Annotated in this window: 20 protein-coding genes; 7 read left to right on the forward strand and 13 right to left on the reverse strand. The window is 70.6% G+C overall.

Annotated features, from left to right (window positions below):
* Positions 1-19: 19 nt before the first annotated feature.
* The gene (locus ACI2JZ_RS10605; protein WP_404597484.1) at positions 20-847 is read right to left on the reverse strand and encodes a hypothetical protein; all 828 of its coding nucleotides are present in this window, start codon (positions 845-847) and stop codon (positions 20-22) included.
* 208 nt (positions 848-1,055) lie between these two features.
* Between ACI2JZ_RS10605 and ACI2JZ_RS10610 the strand changes: the two genes are divergently transcribed.
* On the forward strand, positions 1,056-1,892 hold the full coding sequence (locus tag ACI2JZ_RS10610) for an alpha/beta fold hydrolase (RefSeq protein WP_247623128.1): 837 nt from the start codon (positions 1,056-1,058) through the stop codon (positions 1,890-1,892).
* Between the two features lie 86 nt (positions 1,893-1,978).
* Here the strand turns inward: ACI2JZ_RS10610 and ACI2JZ_RS10615 are convergent, their stop codons facing one another.
* From ACI2JZ_RS10615 to ACI2JZ_RS10645, 7 genes are all read right to left on the reverse strand, one after another.
* Complete coding sequence (locus ACI2JZ_RS10615; protein ID WP_404597485.1) at positions 1,979-3,790, reverse strand: ABC transporter ATP-binding protein; 1,812 nt, start codon at positions 3,788-3,790, stop codon at positions 1,979-1,981.
* Positions 3,787-5,718, reverse strand: coding sequence for an ABC transporter ATP-binding protein (locus tag ACI2JZ_RS10620; RefSeq protein WP_404597486.1), 1,932 nt, complete (start codon positions 5,716-5,718; stop codon positions 3,787-3,789). Before ACI2JZ_RS10620 ends, ACI2JZ_RS10615 begins: the two co-directional genes overlap by 4 nt.
* 323 nt (positions 5,719-6,041) lie before the next feature.
* Positions 6,042-6,539, reverse strand: a complete 498-nt coding sequence (locus ACI2JZ_RS10625; protein WP_404597487.1) for a methylated-DNA--[protein]-cysteine S-methyltransferase — start codon at positions 6,537-6,539, stop codon at positions 6,042-6,044.
* A complete protein-coding gene (locus ACI2JZ_RS10630) occupies positions 6,536-8,056 on the reverse strand; it encodes an AlkA N-terminal domain-containing protein (protein WP_404597488.1) in 1,521 nt (506 codons plus the stop codon). Before ACI2JZ_RS10630 ends, ACI2JZ_RS10625 begins: the two co-directional genes overlap by 4 nt.
* Before the next feature lie 206 nt (positions 8,057-8,262).
* The gene (gene purH / locus ACI2JZ_RS10635; RefSeq protein WP_247632718.1) at positions 8,263-9,870 is read right to left on the reverse strand and encodes a bifunctional phosphoribosylaminoimidazolecarboxamide formyltransferase/IMP cyclohydrolase; all 1,608 of its coding nucleotides are present in this window, start codon (positions 9,868-9,870) and stop codon (positions 8,263-8,265) included.
* 45 nt (positions 9,871-9,915) lie between these two features.
* A complete protein-coding gene (gene purN, locus ACI2JZ_RS10640) occupies positions 9,916-10,503 on the reverse strand; it encodes a phosphoribosylglycinamide formyltransferase (RefSeq protein ID WP_247623134.1) in 588 nt (195 codons plus the stop codon).
* Positions 10,504-10,512: 9 nt separating this feature from the next.
* The gene (locus ACI2JZ_RS10645) at positions 10,513-11,913 is read right to left on the reverse strand and encodes a DUF6350 family protein (protein ID WP_404597489.1); all 1,401 of its coding nucleotides are present in this window, start codon (positions 11,911-11,913) and stop codon (positions 10,513-10,515) included.
* Between the two features lie 94 nt (positions 11,914-12,007).
* Here ACI2JZ_RS10645 and ACI2JZ_RS10650 point away from each other — a divergent pair, with 94 nt between their 5' ends.
* Together ACI2JZ_RS10650 and ACI2JZ_RS10655 are read left to right on the forward strand one after the other, a co-directional pair.
* Positions 12,008-13,429, forward strand: a complete 1,422-nt coding sequence (locus ACI2JZ_RS10650) for an NCS2 family permease (RefSeq protein ID WP_404597490.1) — start codon at positions 12,008-12,010, stop codon at positions 13,427-13,429.
* A gap of 99 nt (positions 13,430-13,528) precedes the next feature.
* The gene (locus tag ACI2JZ_RS10655) at positions 13,529-14,443 is read left to right on the forward strand and encodes a homocysteine S-methyltransferase family protein (protein ID WP_404597491.1); all 915 of its coding nucleotides are present in this window, start codon (positions 13,529-13,531) and stop codon (positions 14,441-14,443) included.
* 67 nt (positions 14,444-14,510) lie between these two features.
* Here ACI2JZ_RS10655 and sucD read toward each other — a convergent pair whose 3' ends face one another.
* Both sucD and sucC read right to left on the reverse strand, forming a co-directional pair.
* Positions 14,511-15,413 carry a succinate--CoA ligase subunit alpha gene (gene sucD / locus ACI2JZ_RS10660; protein ID WP_247623138.1) on the reverse strand — a complete coding sequence of 301 codons (903 nt, stop codon included), beginning with the start codon at positions 15,411-15,413 and terminating at the stop codon, positions 14,511-14,513.
* An 18-nt stretch (positions 15,414-15,431) separates the two neighbouring features.
* The gene (sucC, locus tag ACI2JZ_RS10665) at positions 15,432-16,598 is read right to left on the reverse strand and encodes an ADP-forming succinate--CoA ligase subunit beta (RefSeq protein WP_247632721.1); all 1,167 of its coding nucleotides are present in this window, start codon (positions 16,596-16,598) and stop codon (positions 15,432-15,434) included.
* Positions 16,599-16,770: 172 nt separating this feature from the next.
* Here sucC and ACI2JZ_RS10670 point away from each other — a divergent pair, with 172 nt between their 5' ends.
* Together ACI2JZ_RS10670 and ACI2JZ_RS10675 are read left to right on the forward strand one after the other, a co-directional pair.
* Complete coding sequence (locus ACI2JZ_RS10670; RefSeq protein WP_336640811.1) at positions 16,771-17,433, forward strand: TetR family transcriptional regulator; 663 nt, start codon at positions 16,771-16,773, stop codon at positions 17,431-17,433.
* A gap of 103 nt (positions 17,434-17,536) precedes the next feature.
* A complete protein-coding gene (locus ACI2JZ_RS10675) occupies positions 17,537-18,772 on the forward strand; it encodes an acyl-CoA dehydrogenase family protein (RefSeq protein ID WP_404597492.1) in 1,236 nt (411 codons plus the stop codon).
* Between the two features lie 30 nt (positions 18,773-18,802).
* Here ACI2JZ_RS10675 and ACI2JZ_RS10680 read toward each other — a convergent pair whose 3' ends face one another.
* Positions 18,803-19,291, reverse strand: a complete 489-nt coding sequence (locus ACI2JZ_RS10680) for a hypothetical protein (protein WP_404597493.1) — start codon at positions 19,289-19,291, stop codon at positions 18,803-18,805.
* Positions 19,292-19,374: 83 nt separating this feature from the next.
* Between ACI2JZ_RS10680 and ACI2JZ_RS10685 the strand changes: the two genes are divergently transcribed.
* Together ACI2JZ_RS10685 and ACI2JZ_RS10690 are read left to right on the forward strand one after the other, a co-directional pair.
* On the forward strand, positions 19,375-20,826 hold the full coding sequence (locus ACI2JZ_RS10685; RefSeq protein WP_404597494.1) for a phytoene desaturase family protein: 1,452 nt from the start codon (positions 19,375-19,377) through the stop codon (positions 20,824-20,826).
* A gap of 113 nt (positions 20,827-20,939) precedes the next feature.
* Positions 20,940-21,983, forward strand: a complete 1,044-nt coding sequence (locus ACI2JZ_RS10690; RefSeq protein WP_404597495.1) for an ATP-dependent DNA ligase — start codon at positions 20,940-20,942, stop codon at positions 21,981-21,983.
* Between the two features lies 1 nt (position 21,984).
* On the opposite strand, the gene ligD is transcribed toward ACI2JZ_RS10690, so the two are convergent.
* Positions 21,985-23,040, reverse strand: coding sequence for a non-homologous end-joining DNA ligase (ligD, locus tag ACI2JZ_RS10695; RefSeq protein ID WP_404597496.1), 1,056 nt, complete (start codon positions 23,038-23,040; stop codon positions 21,985-21,987).
* Positions 23,041-23,111: 71 nt separating this feature from the next.
* Entirely contained in the window at positions 23,112-24,230 is a 1,119-nt protein-coding gene (locus ACI2JZ_RS10700) for an SseB family protein (protein ID WP_404597497.1), read from the reverse strand.
* Positions 24,231-24,291: the final 61 nt, after the last annotated feature.

Consider the following 24,291-nt stretch of genomic DNA (forward strand, 5'->3'; position numbering starts at 1 on the left):
CGCTGATCCTGGCGGGATCTCACCGATCGCGGTCGTCCCGGCCCTCCCGGTCGTCGCCGCGCGGGCGCTTGCGCGCCGACCACGCGGCGAAGGCGGATGCCGCCGCTCCCGCCGCACGATCGATCGCCTCGGCGGAGCGCGAGATCGCGTCCTGCGCGGCGTCCTGCCATCCGACGCTCGCCGTCGTGTCCCCCCGCCCGCGCGCGGTGTGCTCGGCGATCTCGAAGGCACGGGCGAGCGCGTCGACGGCGTCGCGGTAGTCGGCGAACTCCGCGGGCGTCGGACGCTCCCCCGCCGTGCGCCGCGCCTCCGCCGCACGATTCGCCGCGCGGAAGTAGGCCGCCGTCGCCGGCTGCTTCACGTCCGACATCGCCGGGTAGGCGATCTGCAGACCGGGATCGGTCTCGTAGGTCATCCAGCGCGCGACGATCGCATCGTGGTCGGCGCGCAACCGCTCCAGCGGGCGAGGGGCGGATGCCGCGGGGAGCGCGGCGCGGGCCGCGTTCAGGCGCACCTGCTTCGCGCGCACATCGGCCGCGGCCGCCTTCGCATCGCGCTCGGCGTCGCGCAGCATCCGTTTCGCGCTGGCCACGTGCTCCGCCGTCGCCCGGCGTGCGGTGCGTTCGGCGGCGATGCGGGTGTGATCGGCGCGCGCGATCTTCACGGCTGCGCGCTTCTCGACCACCGCGACCTTCGCCGCCCGCAGGTCATGGCGCGCGGCATCCACGGCGAGGCGTCGACCACTGCGCGTGCTGCGACGCCGCAGCCCGACGGCGCCCGCGGTGACACCGCCGGCGCCGACCGCCGCGATCCACCACCACTCCCCGAGGAGCATCAACGGGTCCATCCTCCGATGCTATCGAGCCGCTGGCCGGGGCGCTGAGCAGGACCGGGGAGGGAACCTCACTGAACAGGTGTCGAATCCTTCCGGAAACCCCTGTCCCGGGGGGCCGCACGGGGGTACGTTGATCCTGCTCATCACTCCCCGATGGGCGCACAAGCCCACACCGCCGCACCGACCACGATTCGGTGCGGCACCGACGATGGAGGCCCACATGGGATTCGTAACCACGGAAGACGGCGCGGAGATCTTCTTCAAGGACTGGGGTCCCCGCGACGCCCAGCCCATCATGTTCCACCACGGCTGGCCTCTGTCGTCCGACGACTGGGACGCGCAGATGCTGTTCTTCCTGTCGAAGGGCTTCCGCGTCGTCGCCAGCGACCGTCGCGGTCACGGACGCTCCTCGCAGATCGGCACCGGCCACGACATGGACCACTACGCCAGTGACGCGTCGGCGGTCGTCGAGCACCTCGACCTGCGGAACGCCGTGCACATCGGCCACTCGACCGGAGGCGGCCAGGTCGCCCGCTACGTCGCCAAGTACGGCCAGCCCCAGGGGCGCGTCGCGAAGGCCGTGCTCGTCTCGGCCGTTCCGCCGCTGATGGTGCAGACCGAGGCGAACCCCGAGGGCACGCCGATCTCGGTCTTCGACGGTTTCCGCGAAGCGCTCGCAGCGAACCGCGCCGACTTCTTCCAGGCCGTCGCCTCCGGTCCCTTCTACGGGTTCAACCGCGAGGGCGCAGCCGTCTCCGAGCCCGTCGTCGCCAACTGGTGGCGCCAGGGGATGACCGGCAGCGCGCTCGCGCACTACGAGGGCATCAAGGCGTTCTCCGAGACCGACCAGACCGAGGACCTGAAGTCGATCACGGTTCCGGTGCTGGTGCTGCAGGGCGACGACGACCAGGTCGTGCCGTACAAGGATGCGGCGCTGAAGCAGCACGAGCTCCTGCCGAACTCCGAGCTCAAGATCTACGAGGGTTACCCGCACGGCATGCTCACCACGCACGCCGACGTGATCAACCCCGACATCCTGGCGTTCATCCAGGCGTAGTCGCGGCCGCTCCACACGCAAACGGCGCACCTCGGGATCTCCCGGGGTGCGCCGTTCCGCGTCGTGCCGTGCGACGGCTCGTCGCGTCAGACCAGCGTCTCCTGCCATGCCGCGTGCAACTGGGCGAACTTGCCCGTGCCGCCGATCAGGGCATCGGGGGTGTCGTCCTCGATGATCTCGCCGTGCTCCATCACGAGCACCCGGTCGGCGATCGCGACGGTCGAGAGCCGGTGGGCGATGATGATCGCGGTCCGGTCGGCGAGCAGCGTCTGCAGGGCATCCTGGATCAGCCGCTCCGAGGGGATGTCGAGCGACGCCGTCGCCTCGTCGAGGATCAGCACCGCGGGGTCGGCGAGGAACGCACGGGCGAACGAGATCAGCTGACGCTGACCGGCCGACACGCGGCCACCGCGCTTGTTGACGTCGGTGTCGTAGCCGTCGGGCAGCGCCTCGATGAACCCGTCCGCGCCCACGGCCCGGGCGGCCGCGCGGATCTCGTCGAGCGAGGCGTCGGGTTTGCCGAGTGCGATGTTGTCGGCGACGGTGCCGCTGAACAGGTAGGCCTCCTGCGTGACCATGACGATCGCGCGGCGGAGGTCCTTCGGGTGCAGCGAGCGCAGGTCGACGCCGTCGAGCGTCACCGTACCCTTCGACGGGTCGTAGAAACGCGAGATGAGCTTCGCCAGCGTCGACTTGCCCGCACCGGTCGTGCCGACCAGCGCGATCGTCTGCCCCGCGGGGATGTCGAGCGAGAAATTCGGGAGGATCGTCTTCTCGCCGTTGTACCCGAAGGTCACCTCGTCGAACTCGATGTGCCCGCGCGACTCCCACAGGTCGACCGGCTTCTCGGGGTCGGGCACCGTCGGCACCTCCTCGAGCACGCCCGACACCTTCTCGAGCGCGGCGGTGGCCGACTGGTAGGAGTTGAGGAACATCGCGATCTCCTGCATGGGCGCGAAGAAGTTGCGCACGTACAGCACCGCCGACAGCAGCACGCCGACGGTCAGAGCGCCCTCGGCGACGCGCACGCCGCCCCAGAGCACGACGATGCCGAGCGTGAGCGCCGCGACGCCCATCAGGCCGGGCTCGAAGGTGCCGAACAGCATCAGCGAACGGCGGTTGACGTCGCGGTACTCCCCCGAGATCTTCTGGAAGGCGACGTCGTTGCGGGGCTCCTTGCGGAACGCCTTGACCGCGCGGATGCCGGTCATGGTCTCGACGAACTGCACGATCACCTGTGCGCTGATGACGCGCGACTCGCGGTAGACGAGCTGCGACCGCGAGTAGAACCAGCGCATCAGGAAGAACAGCGGGACACCCGCGATCGCGAGGATGAGACCGGACTGCCAGTCCCAGATGCACAGCGCGATGAAGGTGAACAGGCCGAAGAGCACGCCGGAGACGAGCTCGTTGAGGCCGCCGTCGAGCAGCTCTCGGATCGAGTCGAGGTCGCTCGTCTGACGCGAGATGATGCGCCCGGAGGTGTACGACTCGTGGAACTCGAGGCTCAGACGCTGCGTGTGCAGGAAGATCCGCTTGCGCAGATCGAGCAGCACCGCCTGCGTCAGCTTGGCGGCGATGATGACGTACCAGGCGATCATCACCGCGGCGACGAGCCCTGCGAGCAGGTAGACGCCGCCGATCATGAACGTCGGCATCCAGTCGGAGTGCTCGATCACGGCCGGCAACGCACGGTCGAGCCCGATGCTGATGAGGATGGGGCCCGCGACCTGCAGCGCGGTCGAGATGACGAGCACGACGGCTGCCAGCACGATGCGCGCCTTGAGCGGCCGCACGAGCGACCCGAGCAGACGCAGCGAGCGCTGCCGGATGGCCCTGCTCTCCTCCTTGGTGTACTGGGAGCGGTCTTCGTCCTGCGTTCCGATGAGGGCGCTCATGACCGCACCTCCTTCTCGGTGATCAGATCTTCGTCGGGCTGCTCGCCGTTCTGGGCGCGGATGCCCGCCTCGATGTCGTGAGCCTCGTCGGCCTCGTCGTCGCGGATCACGGGGATCGCGCCGGTGCGCGCCGCTTCCTCGGCCTCGAGGCTGGAGATGACGTGACGGTAGTGGCGGCTGCTGCGCAGCAGCTCGCTGTGCGTGCCGACGGCGGTGATGCGGCCGGCCTCGAGCAGCGCCACGCGGTCGGCGAGGGCGACGGTCGACGGCCGGTGCGCGACGATCATCGCGGTCGTGTCGGCGAGCACGTGGCGCAGCGCCTCCTCGACGAGCGCCTCGGTGTCGACGTCGAGCGCCGAGAGGGGGTCGTCGAGCACGAGCACCTTCGGCTTCGCGGCGACCGCACGCGCGAGCGCGAGTCGCTGACGCTGACCGCCCGAGAGACTCAGTCCCTCTTCACCGATGACCGTCTCGACGCCGTCGGGCAGCGCGTCGACGAACGACGCCTGGGCGACATCGAGGGCTTCGCGCAGGACGCGCTCGGCCTCGTCGCTGTGCACGTCGAGCTCGGCGCGACCCAGCAGCACGTTCTCGCGCACGGTCGCCGAGAAGAGCGTCGCGTCTTCGAACGCCATCGCGATGTGCTGGCGCAGTTCGGCCAGCGGCAGGTCGCGCACGTCGACGCCGTCGAGCGTCACGGAACCGCCGGTCACGTCGTAGAGGCGGGTCGGCAGCGTCGTGAGGGTGGTCTTGCCGCTGCCGGTGAGGCCGACCAGCGCCATGGTCTCGCCCGGCCGCAGCACGAGGTCGATGCCGTCGAGCAGGTCGCGCTCCTGCGCGCCGGCGTCCTGGTAGCGAAAATGCGCGTTTTGGAATGCCAGCTCGCCCCGCGGGTTCTCGATGTGCACGGGGTTCTCGGGGTCGGTGATCGTGTTCGTCTCGGAGAAGATCTCGAACACGCGGTCGGTCGCCGTGCGGGCGTCGAGCATGAACGAGAACAGGAAGCCGATCGACTCGATCGGCCAGCGCAGCACCGTCGCCATCGCGAAGAACGCGAACAGTTCGGGCAGGTCGATCGCGCCCTGCGAGATGAGCCAGATCCCCGACATGAGGCTGAGACCGAAGGCGATCTGCGGCATGAGGTCGAGCCAGAACCAGATCGAGGCGATCGCCCCGGCCTTGCTCATCTCGGTCTCGCGCAGCGTCTCGGCCTGGCGGCTGAAGCGGCTCAGCGCATGCTTGCCGCGCCCGAACGCCTTGAGCACACGGATGCCGTGCACGCTCTCCTCGACGCTCGTGGCGAGGTCGCCCGCCTGGTCCTGGCTCCGGCGGGTGAGGGCCCCGTAGCGCTTCTCGAAGAGGTAGCCGCGGATCCACAGCGGGATGGCGGTGACGATGAAGATCGTGCCCAGCAGCCAGTGCCACCGGAACAGGAGTGCCGCTCCGATGATGATCGTGAGGATGTTCACCACGAGCAGCACGAGACCGAAGGCGAGCCAGCGGCGGATGAGGCCGATGTCCTGCATCATGCGGCTCAGCAGCTGGCCCGACTGCCAGCGGTCGTGGAACGCCACGGGCAGGGTCTGCAGGCGCGCGTAGAGATCGGTGCGCATGCGGTACTCGACCTCGGTCGAGGGCTTGAGCACGAACTGGCGGCGCAGGAACACCATCAGGGCTTCACCGAGGGCGAGGCCGAGAACGGCGACCGCGCCCCAGACGATCGCTCCGAGCTCGCCGGTCTGCACCGGACCCTGGATGATCTGCTCGAGGACGATCGGGATCATCAGCGCGATGGTCGCCGCGGCGAGCGCGCTGGCGGCACCGCCGGCGAGCCGCCAGATGACGGGACGGACGAAGGGCTTGAGACGCCACAGCGCTGCGGCGGTCGACAGGGAGGAGGAAGCGGGGGGATTCTGCGAGGAAGACATGTCTCTCAGACGGTTCGTGCGGAAGAGGTTGCGGAGCAGGCGGACGCCGAGCGGTCTCGGTGAGTGCAGCGGACTCGTCGAGTCCGGCGTCCGGCGGGGAAGAGGCGGGGCGCGGAGCGCGGTGCGGCTCTAGTGGAACGTGCGCACCGGAGTCGTGCCGAGAGCTGCGATCTGCGTGACCAGGATCGTGGTCATGGTGTCCTCCTCAGGGCTCGGCGGTGTCGTCCGGTCGGTGCGACAGCCCTCCAGCCTATTGCTGTGAACAAGCTGTGCGCAAGAGGAATTCCTCCTTTCCCCTCGCGCGGCCCGTCGGCCCCGGTCTCTCAGCGCGCGATCTCTTCGCGTGCGAGCAGGCGCTCCTTCACGTCGAGTCCCCAGGCGAAGCCGCCGAGGGTGCCGTCGGTACGCAGCACCCGGTGGCACGGCACGAACAGCGCCGGGGCGTTGCGCGCGCAGATCGATGCCGCGGCCCGCACGGCGCGCGGGTTGTCGAGCACGGCGGCGAAGGAGGTGTACGTGAGCGGAGCGCCCGGGGCGATCTCCCGCAGCGCGGCCCAGCCCGACAGCTGCAGCGAGGTGCCCGTCTGACGCACGGGCACGGAGTCGATCGCCGCGAGGTCCCCCGCATAATACGCCTGCACGGCCGATGCTGCTTCGGTCTCGCCCTCGAGCACCTCTGCCGGACGCACGGCCGCCGCGAGCCTTCCGAGGATCGCCCCGCGGTCGGCCGTCCAGCCGGACGCCAGCACGCGCTGCTCGTCGTCGGCGAGGATGGTGAACGCCCCGTCGGGGGTGTCGATGGTCTGAATGAGGGCGGTCATGGGGTCTCCTTCGAGATCGGTGTCGTCGTGATCGGTGTCGTCGTGATCGGTGTCGTCGTCGCGCGCTTCGCCGAGCGGACGGGGGCCGCGCGCCAGAGGTGCGCGGTGAGGTAGCTCCGCCACGGAGCCGTCCGCTCCGCCCATGCCGTCAGGGCACGCGGTTCGCCCGGGAGACCGGAGGCCGCGGCCCCGGCTCGCATCGCGACGTCACCCGGGAGCAGGATGTCGGGGTCTCCGAGCACCCGCATGCGCACGTAGTCGGCCGTCCACGGCCCGATGCCCGGCATCGCGAGGAGCGCGGCCCTCTGCTCGGCCCCATCGTCACCGACCGTGAGGGTGAGCGAGCCGTCCGCCAACGCGGCAGCGGCGCCGGTGATGGCACGGATGCGGGCGGCCGGGCCCCGCAGCACCGCGGCGCCGTGCTCGGCGATCGCGGTCATAGTCGGGAAGAGCACACCGTCGTCGGTGCGCTCTCCGAGGGCGTCGGCGAGCGCGGTCAGCGCCGTCCGGGCGGCGACGACCGTGATCTGCTGACCGACCATCGCGCGGATGAGCATCTCGTGGGGATCGGCCGCTCCCGGCACTCGGATCCCCGGGGTCGCGGCGACCAGCAGCGCGAGCTCGGGGTGCGCACCGAGCGCGTCGTCGACGGCCCGCGGGTCGGCATCCAGATCGAACAGGCGCCGCACCGTGCCCACCAGGGGCGCGAGATCACCCAGCTGCGTGACCCGGGCGCGCAGATGCAGTCGCTCGGCGGCATCCTGCCGCACCTCGAACCACGCCGGCCCTCCGCTCATGCGCAGATGCCGTGCGAACGACGTCTCGGTGGCCACCTCGACCCCGGGCAACGCGCGGGCCGCCATCCAGGCGAAGATGCCCGAGGCATCGAGTGGCCCGCGGAAGGGCAGCACGAGGTCGATCGTGCCGGGAGCTGCGGCCATCGGCATCCGTCGTCGCGCGCGCAGCTCGCTGGGCGTGAGGGCGAAGACCTCGCGGATCGTGTCGTTGCACTGCCGGATGCTGGCGAACCCCGCCGAGAACGCCACGTCGGAGACGGGCATGTCGGTGCCGACGAGCAACATGCGCGCCGTGTGCGCACGGTGCGCCCGGGCGAGGGCCAGCGGCCCGGCACCGAGCTCGCTGACCAGCACCCGGTTCAGATGCCGGCTCGAGTACCCGAGCCGCGCGGCGAGGCCGGACACTCCCTCGCGTTCCACCACGCCCGCGGAGATGAGTCGCATCGCACGGGCCGCGGCGTCACCGCGCAGATTCCAAGCCGGCGACCCGGGCGCCGCCTCGGGGAGACAGCGCTTGCATGCCCGGTAGCCCGCCTCGTGCGCCGCGGCGCTGGTCGGGTAGAACGTCACGTTCTCGGGCTTCGGCGTGCGCGCCGGGCAGCTCGGCCGGCAGTAGATGCCCGTCGATCGCACGGCCGTCACGAACTGCCCGTCGAAACGGGTGTCGCGTGCGTCGATCGCGCGGTACCGCTCGTCGAAGTCGGTCACGGGGAGGCTCATGACTCCATGCTGTCACGGGCCTCCGACATCGACTGGCGGAAATCGGACATCACGGTGAGTGGTCACGACACGCCGCATCCGCGCGGCGTGAGACGGCGTGTCGTGACTCCTCACGCGATCGCCGATCTCCGATCGCCGAGAGACCGGACGGACCGAGGCCCCCACCCGCGGTCTGCGGATGAGGGCCTCGAGGGAGCTGCGGATGCTCAGTGGAAGAAGTGGCGCTCTCCCGTGAAGAACATCGTGACGCCGGCCTTGCGGGCCGCATCCACGACCTCCTCGTCGCGCACCGAGCCACCCGGCTGCACGATCGCGGTCACACCGGCATCGATGAGCACCTGGGCGCCGTCGGCGAACGGGAAGAACGCGTCGGATGCCGCGACCGAACCGGCCGCGCGCTCCCCCGCGCGCTCGACCGCGAGGCGGCACGAGTCGACGCGGTTGACCTGGCCCATGCCGACGCCGACCGTGGCGTTGTCCTTCGCGAGCACGATCGCGTTCGACTTGACGGCGCGGCACGCCTTCCACGCGAAGATCAGGTTCTCCATCTCGAGGTCGCTCGGTCGCTCACCGGAGACGAGCTCCCAGTTCTTGGCGACCGAGACGATGTCGTCGGGGAACCGGTCGGCGTCCTGCAGCAGGAGTCCGCCCGAGACCAGGCGCACGTCCATGCGCTCCTGCTGCCAGTCCTCCGGCAGCTGCAGCAGACGCAGGTTCTTCTTCGCCTTGAACACCTCGAGGGCGGCGGGCTCGAAGGCGGGGGCGACGATGACCTCGGTGAAGATGTCCTTGAGGTTCTCGGCCATCTTGAGCGTCACGGTGCCGTTCGCGGCGATCACTCCGCCGTACGCCGAGACCGGGTCGCACTCGTGCGCACGCAGGTGCGCGCTGGCGATCGGGTCGAGGGCGTTCGGAGCGGTCGTCGCGATGCCGCACGGGTTGGCGTGCTTGATGATCGCGACGGCCGGCTTGATCATGTCGTAGGCGGCGCGCAGGGCGGCATCCGCGTCGACGTAGTTGTTGTACGACATCTCCTTGCCCTGCAGCTGCGTGGCCTGGGCGATGCCGTGACCGCCTGCGCGCGTGTAGATCGCACCGCGCTGGTGGGAGTTCTCGCCGTAGCGGAGCGTCGCGAGGCGCTCGGCCTGGATCGTCAGGTGCGCCGGCAGGTCGCCGTCGTCCTGGAGGGTGCCCTCGGCGAACCACGACGCGACGGCCGTGTCGTAAGCGGCGGTGTGCGCGAACGCGCGGGCCGCGAGCTCGCGCCGCTGCGACAGCGAGGTGCCGCCCTCGGCGATCGCCGAGATGATCCCGGGGTACGACTGCGGCGAGACGACGATCGCCACGTTCGCGTGGTTCTTGGCGGCGGCGCGCACCATGGCGGGCCCGCCGATGTCGATCTGCTCCACGACGTCGTCGCCCTGGGCGCCCGAGGCGACGGTCTCGACGAACGGGTACAGGTTCACCACGACGAGCTCGAACGGTGCGATGTCGAGGTCGGCGAGCTGACGCTCGTGGTCCTCGAGGCGCAGGTCGGCGAGCAGGCCGCCGTGGATCTTCGGGTGCAGGGTCTTGACGCGACCGTCGAGCATCTCGGCGACACCGGTCACCGCGGCGACGTCGGTCACCTCGAAGCCGGCCTCGCGGATGGTCGCGGCGGTCGAACCGGTCGACACGATCTGCACGCCGGAGTCGGCGAGCGCCTTCGCGAGGACGAGCAGATCGGTCTTGTCGCTCACCGAGACGAGCGCCCGGCGGATCGGCACCGTGTCGCGATCGCGGTACAGCGAGGGGTCGTGGCGGGGGCCGGCCATGGTGATGCTCCTTCGTGCGTCGGGCGTGAGAGGGGAGGAAGAGGATCAGGAAGCGGCGTCGAGCGCGAGCTCGCCGGTCGCGATGCGCCGTACGACATCGATCAGCAGGCGGCGCTCGACGGGCTTGATGCGGTCGTGCAGGGTGTGCTCGGTGTCGCCGTCGAGGATCGGCACGCGCTCCTGCGCGAGGATCGGTCCGGTGTCGACGCCGTCGTCGACGACGATCACGCTGGCGCCCGTCTCGGCGACGCCGGCGGCGAGCGCATCGCGCACCCCGTGCGCGCCCGGGAACTCCGGCAGGTAGGCCGGGTGGGTGTTCACGAGACGCGGGGAGAACTGCGCCACGAGGGATGCGGGCAGCAGGCGCATGAGACCGCTGAGCACGACGAGGTCGGGGTTCCAGACGGCGAGCTGGCGGCCGAGCTCCTCGCCCCAGGCCTCGCGGCTCTCGTGCTCGTGCCACGGCACCGTGAAGCTGGGGATGCCGAACTCCTCGGCGTGGGCCAGGCCGTCGGCCTCGCGGTCGGCGCCCACGACGACCACCCGCGCGGGAAAGTCCGGGTGGCGGGCGGCCTCGAGGAGGGCACGAAGATTCGAGCCGGTGCCCGAGATGAGAACGGCGACCGTGAGCACGCGCCCAGTCTACCGGGGCGCGGGAGGGCGCCCCTCCCCGGTGACGTCGTCGAGCGGAGCCGTCTCCGCGAAGGGCAGAGGGGCGGCATCCGCTGGTGTATCGGCGGATTCGGCAGACGGCGTCGGCGATGCCGCGTCGCCGATCAGATCGTCGAGATCGGATGCCGTCATCTCGGCGACCCAGCGATCGGTGCGCTCCTCGGCGAGCTCGTCGCGGTTGCGCGGTGACAGCAGCAGGATCGCGGCGCCCAGCAGCACCTCTCCCCCGAGGGCGAGCGCGAAGGCGCCGACCGACGGGCCGGTCTCGGCGAGACGCCCCGGACCGATCGACCCGCTGGTGAGCAGCGCGGCGAGGGCGGCGACACCCGCGGTCACGGCGCCCATGCCGACCGCGATCACGGCGCGCGGCAGCATCCGGAGCGGCGTCCCCTCCCACACCAGGCGAGAGCGCACGGCCCATCCGGCCACGGCACCGGCGGCGACCGGCAGCAGCACGACGATGAGCATCCAGATCGAGCTGTTCTCGGGCAGCAGCCCCAGCACCGGGATGCCGGGCACGACGCCGAGCTGCGTGCCCGCCGGAGACACCGCGGTGCCGACGCCCACGGCGAATCCGGGTCCGGCGATCCACGACGCCGTCCAGACGAGGAGCGTCGGCAGGTAGAGGAATTGGGCGAGGGTGATCACGACCGCGCCGAGCACGTCGACACGTGCGGCCTGGAAGAGGGCGACGACCTCGCCGCCGCGGAACAGCGTGAGGAGGGCGAGCGCTGCGGCAGAGACACCGAGCACGGCGACGAGGGCGAACGCCGCTCCCCGCACGATGGCCGCGGGTACCGGGGTCCACTCGGTCCAGGCGTCCAGACGGTCGTGGATCGCATCGATCGGCCCGCCGTCGCCGTCCTCCCAGACCACGCGCACCGCTCCGCACACCGCACCCGCGAGGTACACGGCCGCGGGCAGCAGGATCGCGAGGAGCAGGGAGGTCTTCGCTGCGTCGAGACGCGAGGTGAGGGCGACGCCCGCGGCGATCGCGGCGAACACGACCGTGCCCGAGAGCACACCGGTCACCCACGAGCCGGCGTTCGCGGCTCGCGCGCCCGAGCGCGCCGCGAACAGCAGGGTGAAGACCAGGAGGGCGAGCGGGGCGACCGAGACGGTGAAGGACGCCGCCGCCGCGGGAACACCGACCGCGACCAGCGCCGCATCCGCGATCGTGATGTCGAGCGGTACCCCGTGCCCGAACGCCCACAGCGTGCCGGTCAGCGGCCAGAGCGCCCCCCAGTCGGCCGCGGCGCCGAAGGCGAGGGTCCACAGCAGGGTCAGCGGCGCCAGGAGCACGGCGAGTCCGACGGCGGCCGCGATGGCGGCGTCGAACGCGGCGAGGAGGGCGACGAGAAGGCGTTGCATAGCCTTTCGAGACTACGACGAGAATCCGGGCGGATGCCGGTGGGCGCGCGCGGCGCGGGAGAGACGATATCGTCTCATCCGGAGGTTCACCCGAATGACAACTGCCCCGTCCCCCGCACCCACCGCCGCTGAGCCGAAGAACGCCCTGGATCGTTTCTTCGAGATCACCAAGCGCGGTTCCACCTTCGGCACCGAGATCCGAGGTGGCCTGGTGACGTTCGTCACGATGGCGTACATCGTGATCCTCAACCCGATCATCCTCGGAACGCCCGACGTCGACGGCGTCGTGCTGTCCAGCTCTGCGGTCGCCGCCGCCACCGCGCTGACCGCCGGTGTGATGACGATCCTGTTCGGCGTGATCACGCGACTGCCGTTCGCGTTCGCCGCCGGCCTCGGCATCAACGCCTTCATCGCCTTCTCGGTCGTCGGCTCGGTGACCTGGCCCGAAGCCATGGCGCTCGTCATGATCAACGGTGTCATCATCGTGCTGCTCGCCGCGACCGGCCTGCGCAAGATGATCTTCGACGCCGTTCCCGTGCAGCTCAAGCTCGCGATCACGGTCGGCATCGGCCTCTTCATCGCCTTCATCGGCTTCGTGAACGCCGGTTTCGTGACGGCGACCGGCAACGCCTCGCCGCCCGTCGACCTCGGCATCGGCGGCTCCGTAGCCTCCATCCCGACCCTGCTCTTCGTCGTCACGCTGCTCATCGGCGGCGTGCTGACCGCGCTGCGCGTCAAGGGTGCGATCCTCATCGCCCTCGTCGGCGGCACCGTGCTCGGCGGCATCGTCAACCTCATCTGGCCGTTCGGCCTCGACTTCGGCTTCACCGGCTCGATCGTGGGCCTGCCCGACCTCAGCCTGGTCGGCCAGGTCGACTTCGGCTTCGACCTGCAGAAGGTCAGCATCGTCGCCCTCGTGATGTTCGTGTTCACGCTGCTGTTCTCGAACTTCTTCGACGCCATGGGCACCATGACGGGCCTCGCGAAGGAGGCCGACCTCGCCGACGAGAAGGGCGACTTCCCGCGCATCAAGTCCGCGCTCGTCGTCGAGGGCATCGGCGCGATCGCCGGTGGTGGCACCTCGTCGTCGTCGGCGACGGTCTTCGTCGAGTCGGGCGCCGGCATCGGCGAGGGCGCACGCACCGGATTCGCCACGCTCATCACGGGTGCGATGTTCCTGGTCGCGATGTTCTTCACCCCGCTGACCTCGCTCGTGCCCGGCGCCGTCGCGGCCGCCGCACTCGTGCTCGTCGGTGCGATGATGCTCGCTCAGATCAAGAACATCGATCTCAGCGACTTCCGCGTGCTGCTTCCGGTCTTCCTCACCGCCACGGTCATGCCGATGACCTACTCGATCGCCAACGGCATCGGCGCCGGCTTCATCAGCTGGCTCGTCGTGAACGCCTTCTCCGGTCGCGCCAAGACGATCCACCCGCTGCTCTGGGTGGTCGGCGCGGGCTTCGTGATCTTCTTCGCCCGCGGGCCGATCGAGGCACTGTTCGGCATCGGCATCTGAGAGCGAGTCGACGGAGGGGCGGATGCTGCGGCATCCGCCCCTCTTTCGTGTCCGGAAGTCCCGTAGCGCGGGCCATCGCGCGGTGGTAGACCGGGATCCATGGATGCCGACGCGCAGCGGTACGTCACCGACGGCGGTCTCGAGACCGACCTGATCTTCCATCACGGCATCGATCTGCCGGAGTTCGCGGCCTTCGTGCTGCTCGACTCTCGCCGCGGACGGCGCCTGCTCCGGGAGTACTATCGCGCCTACGGCGACATCGCCCGCGCGAACGGCGCGGGCCTGCGCCTCGAATCGGCGACGTGGCGTGCGAGCGCCGACTGGGGTGCGCGGCTCGGATACGACGCGACGGCACTCGATCGGATCAACCGCGAGGCGGTGTCCCTGATGCGCGCGGTCGCGGAGGACTACGCCGACCTGCCCGATGTACGCCTGGTGGGAATGCTCGGCCCCCGAGGCGATGGGTACCGCCCCGGGATGTGGGATCCGACGACCGGAGCCGACGATGCGCTGACCTATCACCGTCCGCAGGTGCAGTCCTTGACCGCGGCGGGCGTCGACATCATCGCGGCGTACACGCTCTCCGACGCGGCCGAGGCGATCGGGATCGTGCGGGCGGCACGCGACGAGGGCATCCCCGTCGAGATCTCGTTCACCGTGGAGACGGACGGCCGCCTCGCGACGGGGCGCACGCTCGCCGAAACGATCGATCTGGTCGACGCGGGCTCACCCGCCGACGGCTATCTCCTCAACTGCGCGCACCCCGACCACTTCGCGCACGCCCTCGACGCGGCGACGGTGCCGAGGATCGTCGGCCTCCGCCCCAATGCGTCCCGTCGGTCGCACGCAGAACTCGACGAGTCCGAGACCATCGACGAGGGCGACCCGGCAGACCTGGCGATCGCCGTGGCCGCCCTGGCCGAGCGGATGCCGTCGGTCCGGGTGATCGGCGGATGCTGCGGCACCGACGCCCGGCACGTCGCCCTCATGTGGGACGCCCTGGTCGAACACTGACGGGGCTCCCCGGGCATGAAAGAAGGCCCCGGGGTGGAGCCCGGGGCCTTCTCCTACAGCTTAGCGCTTAGAGCGACTCGACGATCGCGCGCATCAGGTCGGCGGTCTCGGACGGCGTCTTGCCGACCTTGACCCCGGCTGCCTCGAGGGCCTCCTTCTTGGCCTGAGCGGTTCCGGCCGAACCGGAGACGATCGCACCGGCGTGACCCATGGTCTTGCCCTCGGGAGCCGTGAAGCCCGCGACGTAGCCGACGACCGGCTTGGTGACGTGCGCCTTGATGTACTCGGCCGCACGCTCCTCGGCGTCGCCGCCGATCTCGCCGATCATGACGATGGCCTTCGTCTCGGGGTCGGCCTCGAACGCGGCGAGTGCGTCGATGTGCGTCGTGCCGATGACCGGGTCTCCGCCGATGCCGATGGCGGTCGAGAAGCCCAGGTCGCGCAGCTCGAACATCATCTGGTAGGTCAGGGTGCCCGACTTCGACACGAGGCCGATCGGTCCCTTGCCCGTGATGTTCGCGGGCGTGATGCCGACGAGCGCCTCGCCGGGGGTGATGATGCCGGGGCAGTTCGGCCCGATGATGCGGGTCTTGTTGCCCTTGCTCTGGGCGTAGGCCCAGGCCTCGGCGGAGTCGCCGACGGGCACGCCCTCGGTGATCACGACGAGCAGCGGGATCTCGGCGTCGATGGCCTCGACCATCGCGCTCTTCGTGAAAGCGCCCGGCACGAAGGCGATCGACACGTCGGCGCCGGTCTCCTTCATCGCCTCGGCGACCGAGGCGAAGACGGGAAGCTCGACGGCGTTGCCGTCCTTGTCGGTGTGCGAGACCGTGGTGCCGGCCTTGCGGGCGTTGACGCCACCGACGACCTGGGTGCCGGCCTTGAGCATGAGCGCCGTGTGCTTGGTGCCCTCGCCGCCGGTGATGCCCTGGACGATGACCTTGGAGTCCTTGTTGAGGTAGATCGACATTCTTCTAGTCCTTCAGTCTCAAGCGTTGGCGAGCTCGGCGGCCTTGTCGGCGCCCTCGTCCATGGTGGCGGCCAGGGTCACGAGCGGGTGCGCGTACTCGGCGAGGATCGCGCGACCCTCGTCGACGCGGTTGCCGTCGAGGCGCACGACGAGCGGCTTGGATGCCGTGGCACCCAGCGTCTCGAGCGCGCCCTTGATGCCGTTGGCGACGGCATCGCACGCCGTGATGCCGCCGAACACGTTGACGAAGACGCTCTTGACCTGCGGGTCGCCGAGGATGACGTCGAGGCCGGCGGCCATGACCTCGGCCGAGGCGCCGCCGCCGATGTCGAGGAAGTTGGCGGGCTTGACGCCGTTGTGGTTCTCACCGGCGTAGGCGACGACGTCGAGCGTCGACATGACGAGTCCCGCGCCGTTGCCGATGATGCCGACCTCGCCGTCGAGCTTCACGTAGTTGAGACCCGATGCCTTGGCCTTGGCCTCGAGCGGGTCGGCGGCATCCTTGTCTTCCAGAGCCTCGTGCTCGGGGTGACGGATCTCCGACGCGTTGTCGTCGAGGGTGACCTTGCCGTCGAGTGCGATGATGTCGCCCTCTTCGGTGCGCACGAGCGGGTTGACCTCGACGAGCGTCGCGTCCTCGCCCTTGTAGACGTCGAAGAGCTTCACGAAGACGTCGGAGACCTTCTCGACGAGGTCCTCGGGGAAGTTCGCGGCGCGCGCGATCTCGACGGCCTTCTCCTTGTCGATACCCGTGAGCGGGTTCACCTCGACGCGGGCGAGGGCCTCGGGGCGCTCGACGGCGAGCTCTTCGATCTCCATGCCGCCCTCGACCGAGCAGAGGCTCAGGTAGGAGCGGTTGGCGCGGTCGAGCAGCACGGAGAAGTAGAACTCCTCGGCGATGCGGGCGCCCTGGGCGACCATGACGCGCTTGACGATGTGGCCCTTGATGTCGAGGCCGAGGATGGCCTTGGCCGCCTCGTAGGCCTCTTCGGGGGTCTTGGCGACCTTGACGCCGCCGGCCTTGCCACGACCACCGGTCTTGACCTGCGCCTTGACGACGACGACGCCGCCGATCTTCTCCGCGGCTGCCTTCACCTCCTCGGGGGTGTCGGCGACGATGCCGGCGAGAACCGGCACTCCGTACTTCTCGAAAACGTCTCGTGCCTGGTACTCGTACAGATCCACTGTGGTTCCTTCACTGGGCTGCTGTCTGGTAATTCTCTCGATGTCGAGACATCGACCAGTCCCCCAGCCTACTACCTCGGACTGGACGCTCCTGCGGGCCCGGCTGCTCCGCCGGGGCCCGCCCGCGTCACACCATCCGCATGCTCGACAGCGCGAGGTCTAGGCTCGTGCCATGCACGAATCCGCTGAACTGCGCACCGGCGTCGTGGCCGCTGCCCTCGAGCTCTTCGACACGCAGGGCTTCGATCAGACCTCGGTCGAGCAGATCGCGAAGGCGGCCGGCGTCTCGCGATCCACCTTCTTCCGCCAGTTCGGCGGCAAGGAGGACGTCGTCTTCGCCGACCACGAGGCACTGCTGGAGCGCCTCCGGGTGTTCCTCGCCGAGGGACACGACGATCCGTGGGGCGCGGTGTGCGCGGCATCCGAGTCGGTCTTCTCGCACTTCGCCCACGACCCCGAGCTCGCCCGCCGCCGCTATCGGATCGTGCGCGAGGTCCCGGTGCTGCGCGAGCGCGAGATCATCACGGTGTTCCGCTACGAGCGCCTGTTCGACGAGTACCTGCGCGGGGCCCTCCCCGGCGTCGACCCGCTCGACGCGGTCGGCTTCGCGGCCCTGGTGACCGCGGTGCACAACCACGTGCTGCGCCAGCTGCTGCGCGGCACGAAGAAGGTTCCCCTGGCGACCCTGCAGGCGGCGCTGACCGACGTGCGCCGTCGCTACGGCGTGCCGGCGGATGCCACGGCGAGCGCTCCCGACGATGTCGTCGTCGCCGTGTTCCCGCGGTCGATGCCGGTCGCCGAGGTCACCCGGCGCCTGCGCTCGCAGCTCGACTGAGCGCTCTGCGGCAGGGCCCTCGGGCAGGGTTCCGCTTTCGCGCTCCCGGAGTCGTGGAACTCAGTTTCGAGGAGTACGATACCTGGTGCCACGAAGGAGCCCCATGAGCATCGATTCCTCCCCCCTGCCCGGCGAGCGCGTCTCGTCGTACGACGTCACGGGACGGCAGGGCAGCGACTACTACGCCGTGTTCGCCGACATCCCGGATGCCGATCGTGCCGCCTGGGAACGCGCGCAGGCGTACGTCGACGAGGTCGCCCCGCAGATGGCCGACGCCTGGGACCGGGCCGAGTATCCACTGACCGCCGCTCGTCGCCTGGGCGAGATGGATCTGGTCGTCGACGGTGTCGAGCACCCCGCCCTCACACGTCTCTCCCCTCTCGCCGCCGGACTGGTCAACATGGAGGTCTCGCGCGGCGACGGCTCCCTCGGCACGATCCTCGCGGTGCAGGGCGGTCTCGCCCTGCGCACCCTCGCGCTGTTCGGCTCCCCCGCGCAGCAGGAGAAGTGGCTGACGGCTCTCGCCGACGCGAGCGTGCTGGGGTCCTTCGCCCTCACCGAGCCCGACCACGGGTCGGACTCGGTCTCGCTCGAGACGGTCGCGCGCCGCGACGGCGACGCCTGGGTCATCAGCGGCACGAAGAAGTGGATCGGCAACGGGGCATCCGGCGGGATCACCTTCGTCTGGGCGCGCGTCGACGACGAATCCGCCGACGAGCACGGCGCCGTGCGCTGCTTCCTCGTCGAGCAGGACACTCCCGGATACACCGGCACCGTCATCCGCGGAAAGGCGTCACTTCGTGCGATCCACCAGGCGCACATCCGCCTCGACGACGTGCGCGTTCCCCTCGACGCCGTGCTCCCCGGAACGCACAGCTTCAAGGACGCGTCGGTCGTGCTCTACGCGACCCGCTCCGGCGTCGCCTGGTCGGCACTCGGCCACGCCACCGCCTGCTACGAGGCCGCCCTGGCGTACGCGACCCAGCGCGTGCAGTTCGGCAAGCCGCTCGCGAAGTTCCAGATGGTGCAGGAGCGCCTCACCCACATGCTCGAGGACCTCACCGCGATGCAGCTCTACTGCCGCCGGATGGCCGACCTCGAGACGGCGGGCGCGTTGCGCCCGACGCAGGCGTCGCTCGCGAAGTTCCACAACACCCGCGCCGCACGCCGCATCGCCTCGACCGCCCGCGACCTGCTCGGGGGCAACGGCATCCTGCTCGAGAACGGCGTGATGCAGCACCTCGCCGACATCGAGGCGATCCACACCTACGAGGGCACGGAGAGCGTGCAGGCGCTGCTTCTCGGGCGCGACATCACCGGGATGAGCGCGTTCGCCTGACGGTGGAGGACGGATGCCGGCGGGCGGCGCTCAGTCGCAGCCGCAGCCGCCCGACGGCGTCTTGACCATGAAGCACACGTCGCACACACCGTAGTCGCGCTCGGTCACCGGCTTCGGCGCCTTCTCGCGCGGCACCGACGGTGTGCGCGGGGTCGAGGAACGCTTCGCCGCACGCGCGGGGACGGAGGGCGCGTACTCGCTCGGGTGGGTGACGTAGAAGTACGGCGCACGCCCCTCGCTGGGCTGCAGGCGCAGCGGGGTGGAGCCGACGACGATCGTCTCGTCCTCGGCGAACCCGTTCGTGTAGGTGCGCCCGATGTGGAGCGAGGCGTGGTCGCCGCGGCGCAGGGCCTCGATGTAGCGGCCGCGGTCGATGAACGAGGTCACACCCACGGCTTCGACGATCGCGCCGATGAACTCGTGGTTCACCGGGTCGATGCGGTGCGCGCGCAGCGCCTCCGCGAGGGAGCGGTAGGGACGGGAGGTGCCGGTCGGGGTCGGGCCCTGTACTTCGTTCATCCCTTCCAGGATCGCACGATCCCGGGGCCGTCTCGACCGCTTCCGCTCCCCGGCCCCGGCGCAGGCCGTGCAAGACTGGCGGCATGGTGCGGGCGACGATCATCGGCAGCGGGCCCAACGGTCTGGCGAGCGCCGTGTCGCTCGCCAGGGCGGGGTACGAGGTGCGGGTGCTCGAGGCGTCCGACACGATCGGCGGCGGCGTGCGCACGACCGACGGCATCCTTCCCGGCTTCCGCCACGACGTCTGCTCCGCCGTGCACCCGGCGGCACTCGCCTCGCCGTTCTTCCGCGCCTTCGGCCTCGCCGACCGCATCGACTGGATACGTCCCGAGATCTCCTACGCCCATCCGCTCGACGGCGGCCGTGCGGCGATCGCCTGGCGCGACATCGAGAAGACGTCCGCCGCCCTCGGGGCCGACCGTGATGCATGGCTCGCCCGACTGCGGCCGCTGAGCGAGCACATCGACGGGGTCGTCGACTTCACCGGCCATCAGATCCCGCGCTGGCCGCACGAGCCGCTCACCGCCGCGCGTTACGCCCTGCGGATGCTCGACCAGGGCACTCCGCTCGCCTCGCGCGCCTTCCGCACCCCGGAGGCGGCGGCCCTGATCACGGGCGTGCTCGCGCACGCCAATACGCCCGTTCCCTCGCTCCCCGGCGCGGCGGCCGGGCTTCTGCTCGCCGCCCTCGGTCACGCACAGGGCTGGATGTATCCGCGCGGGGGCGCCCAGCGGATCGCCGACGCGCTCGTCGCCGACCTCGAAGCGCACGGCGGTCGCGTCGAGACGGGGCTGCACGTGCGCGACCTCGGCATCCTCGACTGGGGCGATCCCGCGCGCGGCGATCTGCTCCTGCTGAACACCTCGCCGCGTCTCGCCCTGACCCACCCCGGAATCCCCGCCGGGTACGCTCGCGCTCTCTCCCGCTACCGGTACGGGCCGGCCGCGGCGAAGGTCGACTTCGAGCTCGACGGACCGGTGCCCTGGGCGAACGCCGACGTGGCGCAGTCGCCGACCGTGCACCTCGGCGGCACCCGCGAGGAGGTGCGGGCGAGTGAGAACGCCGTCGCCCGCGGGCGGGTGAGCGAGCGCCCGTACGTGCTCGCGGTCCAGCCCTCCGTCTTCGACGCCACCCGCGCACCCGAGGGCAAGGCCGTGTTGTGGACCTACATCCACGTTCCCCTCGACTCGGACCTCGACGCGACCGAGCTGATCACGCGTCAGGTCGAGCGCTTCGCCCCGGGGTTCCGCGAGCGGATCCTCGCGCATCGTTCGGTGCCGGCATCCGCACGCGAGGCCGTCAACCCGGCCGAGATCCGGGGCGATGTGCTCGGCGGGGCGTTCACGATGCGCCAGGCGCTGCAGCGGCCGACGCTCTCCGCGGCCCCGTGGCGCACGCCGATGCCCGGCGTCTATCTCGCCTCGGCCGCGACCCCGCCCGGGCCCGGCGTCAACGGCATGTCGGGATGGCTCGCCGCCCGCACGGCCCTCGCCGATGCCGGCGAGCCGCACGAGCTCGGCGACCTCTTCCCCTGACACGCCTTTCCCGTGAGGGGTCAGGACACGCCGCGCCTCGCGGCGCCAGCGCGGCATGTCGTGACTCCTCGCGTCCCCTTCCGCCGCGCGCACGTGCTCGCCAGGATGGAGGCATGCGCTACGACATCCCCGCCCCGATGCTCGCGAAGGCCGCGGCGACCGTGCCCGATCCGGCGAAGACGCCCGGCGGCCTGCTCTTCGAACCCAAGTGGGACGGGTTCCGCGGGCTCATCGCGTGGGACGGCGAGACCGTCGAGATCGGATCCCGCGGAGCCAAGCCGCTCACCCGATACTTCCCGGAACTCGTGGAGGCGATCCCGGAGCTGTTCCCCCGCCCGTGCCTGCTCGACGGCGAGATCGTCGTCGCGACCGGCGCGGAAGGAGAGCAGCGTCTCGACTGGGAGGCGCTCAGCCAGCGCATCCACCCCGCAGCCTCCCGAGTGGCGCGCCTCGCCGCCGAGACACCGGCGATGTTCATCGCGTTCGACCTGCTCGCGGAGGGCGACGACGACCTGCTCGACCGGCCGTTCTCGGAGCGCCGGGCTCGTCTGGAGTCGCTTCTGGCGGACGTGGCGCATCCCGTGCACATCACCCGTACGACGCGTGATCACGATGCGGCCGTGCGCTGGCTCGCGGAGTTCGAGGGCGCCGGGCTCGACGGGGTCGTCGCGAAGCCGCTCGACCAGCCCTACGCCCCCGGCAAGCGCACCCTGATCAAGGTCAAGCACGCCCGCACGGCCGACGTCGTGGCGCTCGGATACCGCATCCACAAGTCCGGCCCGGGAGTCGGCTCGCTCCTCGTCGGCCTCTACGACGAGGACGGAACGCTGCGCCAGGTGGGCGGCGTCGCCGCGTGGAGCGACGCGCGCCGCCGCGAACTCGTCGAGGAGCTCGCGCCCCTGGTCGAGCGCGACGAAGCCGGAGACGCCGTCACCGGCGAGGGCGAGCGATCGCGCTTCACCGGATCGAAGGACGTCTCCTTCGTGCGCCTGCGTCCGGAGCGCGTCCTCGAGGTGCGCTACGACCAGCTCGAGGGTGCGCGCTTCCGCCACACCGTGCAGTTCGAACGCTGGCGTCCCGATCGCGAAGCGCGCTCGTGCACCTACGCGCAGCTCGACTCGGTCGCGGGATACGACCTCGCCGACGTGATCGGCTGACTCAGTCCTTCGCGGCAGGCTCCCCGTCGGCATCCCAGTGCGCCGCCACCTTCTTGCTGGGCTGCACGCGCGGCGGCTCCCCCGGCATCTTGGGGAACTCGGGTGGGAACGACAGCTCGCCCAGGCCGTCTTCGACGTCGCGCTCCCACCAGGCGAGAAGGGTGTCGATGCGCCCGGGCTTCTGCTGCTTGTCGGCCCACGGGTCGCCGATCTCGTCGAGGCGCTGCGGAACGCTGCGCACCGTGAACCTCGTCGGATCGAGGCCGTCGAGCTCGTCCCAGTGCACCGGGGTCGACACGGTCGCACCCGGCAGGGCACGCGGGCTGTAGGCGCCCGCCATCGTTCGATCGCGGTTGGCCTGGTTGAAGTCGATGAAGATGCGCTCTCCGCGCTCCTCCTTCCACCAGCTCATCGTGACCCGATCGGGCATCCGGCGTTCGAGTTCGCGCCCCGCGGCGATGACCGCGTGTCGCACGTCGAGGAACTCGTGGGTGGGTTCGATCGGCGCGAACACGTGCAGACCGCGATTGCCGCTCGTCTTCGCGAACGCCTCGAGGCCCGCCTCGCTCAGCACCTCCCGCAGGCCGTGGGCGGCGGTGACGGCATCCGCGAAGTCCGTGCCCGGTTGCGGATCGAGATCGATGCGCAGTTCGACGGGGTTGTCGGGGTCACTCGCGAGCGACGCCCACGGGTGGAACACGATCGTGTTCATCTGCACGGCCCACACGATCGCCGACGGTCGGTTCAGCACGATCTGCGGATGCCGCCGCCCGCTGTTGTAGGTCACCGTCACGGCGTCGACGTAGTCGGGAGTGCCCTTCGGCGGATTCTTCGAGAAGAAGCCCTCGCTCCCCACGCCGTCACGGAACCGCTCGAGCGATACCGGTCGGTCGCCGTTCGACGAGAGGAAGGGATCGGCGACCCGCTGCACGTAGTCGGCCAGCTCGGCCTTGGTGATCCCGACCTCCGGCCACACGACCCGGTTGGGGCTGGAGAGCACGACCTCGCGCTCCCCCTCGGGGTCGGACACGGTCACGGGCACACGTTCGGAGGCCATGCAACGACCCTAGAGCGCGGCTGTCGCCCGCGGAAGGGCGCGCCGCAGCGCGACCTCTCCGTCGTGTGGCGTCAGTCCTCGGTCGCGGGGGCGAGTTCGAGCACGCGCGTGAGGGCATCGCGTTCGACGATGAGGGTGGGACCCGCCGGATCGATCACGACGCCCGCCATCTCGGTGTGCCCCGCGAGCACCTTCGCGAGCTGCGCGGGCTCGAAGGGCAGCGGTCGGTCGCCGCGGCCGAGGGCGATGACCTCGAGCGGGTGCGAGAACAGCTGCAGGAAGCGCTTGCCGTCGGTCGTCTGCGCCTCGGCGATACCCACCTGGCCGTCGGCGCCACCGTCGTTCACGGCCACCCACATGCGCGTCTCGGCGAGCGCCTCGCCCGCACGGGTCGCGGAGTCCTGCTCGCGCGGGGCCGCGACGATGGCTTTGACCGTCATCTCGGCATCGGCCTGCTCGAGCGTCTTCTGCAGCAGCTCGGTCGGGAACACCACCCGGTGCGGCGCGGAGGCGTTGTCGATGATGAGGCCCGCGAAGTCGCCGGCGACGACCTGCTGCATGACGGAGGTCGAGGGCTGCGCCACGGCCGATGTCGAGGAGGGGTCGGCTTCGAGCTTCACCGAGTCGCGCACGGCGGCGGCCGAACTGAAGGCCAGCATGAACTGGCGCTCCTCGTCGCGCACGACGGCGACGGCGAGGGGCTTGCCCTCGGCGATCTGCGCACGGGCATCGCCGTTCACGCGGATGAAGAGGTGTCCCTGCAGCGCCTGCCGCATGACGCCCAGCAGTTGCTCGTTGCTCGCGCCCTTCTCGACCTGCTTCAGGGCCTCGCGCAGCAGCACGTTGTCCTTCATGCCGGGAACGGACTCGGTCTGCTCGGGCGGCGACGCGGGGGCGAGAGGCAGACGCGGCTCGGCGGCGGGAGCGGCAGGGACGGCGGGCGCCGTAGGCGCGGTCTGCACGGCCGGAGCGGGCTTCGCGTCGGGGTCGGGCAGCGAGACCTCGGGACCCGCCTCCGCTCCGACGCCGCGGAAAGCCTGCACCGAGATGCCGATCGACGGAGCGGCGGGGGCTTCCTCCGCCGCGGCGACCGGAGCATCATCCGCCGGCGTCTCGACCGCCTCGGCGGCGTCGGGTGCGGAGGTGACGGCGTCGTCAGCGGACTTCTTGCGGCGGGAGAAGAGGGCCATATGAGCCAGCCTAACCCTCCGCGGCTCCGCCCTCGGCGGCGGTGGGCCCGGCAGCACCGGG

The sequence above is a fragment of the Microbacterium sp. NPDC087868 genome (genome assembly GCF_044900755.1).
In the GTDB taxonomy this organism is placed as follows: domain Bacteria; phylum Actinomycetota; class Actinomycetes; order Actinomycetales; family Microbacteriaceae; genus Microbacterium; species Microbacterium galbinum.

Coding starts and splice junctions, on each gene's coding strand:
- ACI2JZ_RS10605 (WP_404597484.1), bottom strand. CDS start 847: ATGGACCCGTTGATGCTCCTCGGGGAGTGGTGGTGGATCGCGGCGGTC.
- ACI2JZ_RS10610 (WP_247623128.1), top strand. CDS start 1,056: ATGGGATTCGTAACCACGGAAGACGGCGCGGAGATCTTCTTCAAGGAC.
- ACI2JZ_RS10615 (WP_404597485.1), bottom strand. CDS start 3,790: ATGAGCGCCCTCATCGGAACGCAGGACGAAGACCGCTCCCAGTACACC.
- ACI2JZ_RS10620 (WP_404597486.1), bottom strand. CDS start 5,718: ATGTCTTCCTCGCAGAATCCCCCCGCTTCCTCCTCCCTGTCGACCGCC.
- ACI2JZ_RS10625 (WP_404597487.1), bottom strand. CDS start 6,539: ATGACCGCCCTCATTCAGACCATCGACACCCCCGACGGGGCGTTCACC.
- ACI2JZ_RS10630 (WP_404597488.1), bottom strand. CDS start 8,056: ATGAGCCTCCCCGTGACCGACTTCGACGAGCGGTACCGCGCGATCGAC.
- purH (WP_247632718.1), bottom strand. CDS start 9,870: ATGGCCGGCCCCCGCCACGACCCCTCGCTGTACCGCGATCGCGACACG.
- ACI2JZ_RS10645 (WP_404597489.1), bottom strand. CDS start 11,913: ATGCAACGCCTTCTCGTCGCCCTCCTCGCCGCGTTCGACGCCGCCATC.
- ACI2JZ_RS10650 (WP_404597490.1), top strand. CDS start 12,008: ATGACAACTGCCCCGTCCCCCGCACCCACCGCCGCTGAGCCGAAGAAC.
- ACI2JZ_RS10655 (WP_404597491.1), top strand. CDS start 13,529: ATGGATGCCGACGCGCAGCGGTACGTCACCGACGGCGGTCTCGAGACC.
- sucD (WP_247623138.1), bottom strand. CDS start 15,413: ATGTCGATCTACCTCAACAAGGACTCCAAGGTCATCGTCCAGGGCATC.
- ACI2JZ_RS10670 (WP_336640811.1), top strand. CDS start 16,771: ATGCACGAATCCGCTGAACTGCGCACCGGCGTCGTGGCCGCTGCCCTC.
- ACI2JZ_RS10675 (WP_404597492.1), top strand. CDS start 17,537: ATGAGCATCGATTCCTCCCCCCTGCCCGGCGAGCGCGTCTCGTCGTAC.
- ACI2JZ_RS10680 (WP_404597493.1), bottom strand. CDS start 19,291: ATGAACGAAGTACAGGGCCCGACCCCGACCGGCACCTCCCGTCCCTAC.
- ACI2JZ_RS10685 (WP_404597494.1), top strand. CDS start 19,375: ATGGTGCGGGCGACGATCATCGGCAGCGGGCCCAACGGTCTGGCGAGC.
- ACI2JZ_RS10690 (WP_404597495.1), top strand. CDS start 20,940: ATGCGCTACGACATCCCCGCCCCGATGCTCGCGAAGGCCGCGGCGACC.
- ligD (WP_404597496.1), bottom strand. CDS start 23,040: ATGGCCTCCGAACGTGTGCCCGTGACCGTGTCCGACCCCGAGGGGGAG.
- ACI2JZ_RS10700 (WP_404597497.1), bottom strand. CDS start 24,230: ATGGCCCTCTTCTCCCGCCGCAAGAAGTCCGCTGACGACGCCGTCACC.